1 protein-coding gene and 2 pseudogenes are annotated in these 1,549 nt (G+C 43.6%); 1 reads left to right on the top strand and 2 read right to left on the bottom strand.

What is annotated here, in order from left to right; translation table 11 throughout:
* Window positions 1–333 (top strand): annotated as a pseudogene (locus tag BHE85_RS15380) (IS1-like element IS1X2 family transposase); the annotation flags it as partial.
* 217 nt (window positions 334–550) lie between these two features.
* Here BHE85_RS15380 and ospE2 read toward each other — a convergent pair.
* Complete coding sequence (gene ospE2, locus BHE85_RS15375) at window positions 551–817, bottom strand: type 3 secretion system effector OspE2 (protein ID WP_000957717.1); 267 nt, start codon at window positions 815–817, stop codon at window positions 551–553.
* 181 nt (window positions 818–998) lie between these two features.
* Window positions 999–1,397 (bottom strand): annotated as a pseudogene (locus BHE85_RS15370) (integrase core domain-containing protein); the annotation flags it as partial.
* Between the last annotated feature and the right edge of the window lie 152 nt (window positions 1,398–1,549).

The raw sequence follows: 1,549 nt of genomic DNA, 5'->3' as shown, positions 1-1,549 counted from the left end.
TGGCTGTTTTACGCGTATGACAGGATACGGAGGACGGTTGTGGCGCACGTCTTCGGTGAACGCACTCTGGCCACACTGGAGCGTCTTCTGAGCCTGCTGTCGGCCTTTGAGGTCGTGGTATGGATGACGGATGGCTGGCCGCTGTATGAATCACGCCTGAAGGGAAAGCTGCACGTTATCAGCAAGCGTTACACTCAGCGCATTGAGCGACATAATCTGAATCTGAGACAACATCTGGCAAGGCTGGGACGGAAGTCACTGTCGTTCTCAAAATCGGTGGAGCTGCATGACAAGGTCATCGGGCATTATCTGAACATAAAACACTATCAGTAAGTTGGAGTCATTACCCATTGCGTCCCTGCACTCGAATAATGGTGAAGAAAGCATGATGAATATATCACGATAACGTTCAGTATGTATCGAGGATAGATGGAGTTACTCCTCTCTGAAATAGAATTACTGCTCTACTTTTTCTGTTTCCAGAAATTATTAGTAACAAACCCTGATATATTCTTTTGAAAATGGAGCTTAAACGAGTCTGAAATTAACTTCAGATATTAGAATGCCGTTGGCTTTGTTTTTCAACAATTCCTACTTCATTTATCTTTGTCAACCATTGCATTTCTGTAGCAGTGAATTTCAACGTTTTCGTCCGGTTGGTAGCAGGTATTTGTAATTCGTATATAGCTGCTTTTTTATTGAAAACAGTATATCCATCTGTAGTAACAGTAGAAGATAATAATACAGGATTTGACACTTCAAGGATGATATTTTCTTGTTTTTGTGGAAGGCAAGGGAATATAGTTTGTGTAAGCATATTGCTTCCTTATGTTATATTTTAGTAAAGAATTTATTTTTTACATTATAGTCGGCTAAATGAAGTTTACTGTAAAAAAACGATACTTTTTTCGTAAGCGATGAGATGTGGAGCCAGAAAAATGGCTGCGTTACGTCATTGAACTGTCCTTGACCCACGATATTCAGACAGTCGTTGTATCTTAAGTTGACATTACCCGCTGACGTCGATATTCCCTTGGTGAGAGATAACCCAACGCACTATGCGGATGGTTTTCATTGTAATGCTCGATCGCCACTGCAAGGTTATGCAATGCCATTCTTGGTTTCGGCATGAACGCGATGCAGTCTTCCTTCATCGTTTTCACGAACCGTTCTGCTATTCCATTACTCTGAGGGCTACTGACTGCCGTCGTGCAGGGCTCCAGATTCAACTCTCTGGCGAACTGCCGTGTTTCATGAGCCGTATAAGCCGAACCGTTATCGGCCACTGGATTGGCCGTTCCGGTCCTTTATCGCCATATCGCTGACATGACATCCTGCACCGTTGCTTTGTCATAATCTCCCGTGCCTGCTGCCCAGTCTATGGCTTCACGATCGCAATATGGAACGTAACGCTGTCATCGGGAGAATCGTCAATGCGGCATTCGGTTAACGCTGATATGACTTTCCGTGTCAAACCGGAATCTCTAATTTTGACGATTTTCTTTTTAGGTTTAATTCCCTGAGGGCGACGTAGCAGTAAATCCGACGG

The sequence above is a fragment of the Shigella sp. FC1567 genome (assembly GCF_001743015.1).
Classification (GTDB): Bacteria; Pseudomonadota; Gammaproteobacteria; order Enterobacterales; family Enterobacteriaceae; genus Escherichia; species Escherichia coli.
The sequence above is the reverse complement of the archived record's forward strand: the minus strand, read 5'-3'. Positions and strand labels throughout refer to the sequence as shown.

Bases quoted from the DNA above. Each gene is read 5' to 3' on its own strand.
- ospE2 (WP_000957717.1), bottom strand. From the start codon at position 817: ATGCTTACACAAACTATATTCCCTTGCCTTCCACAAAAACAAGAAAAT.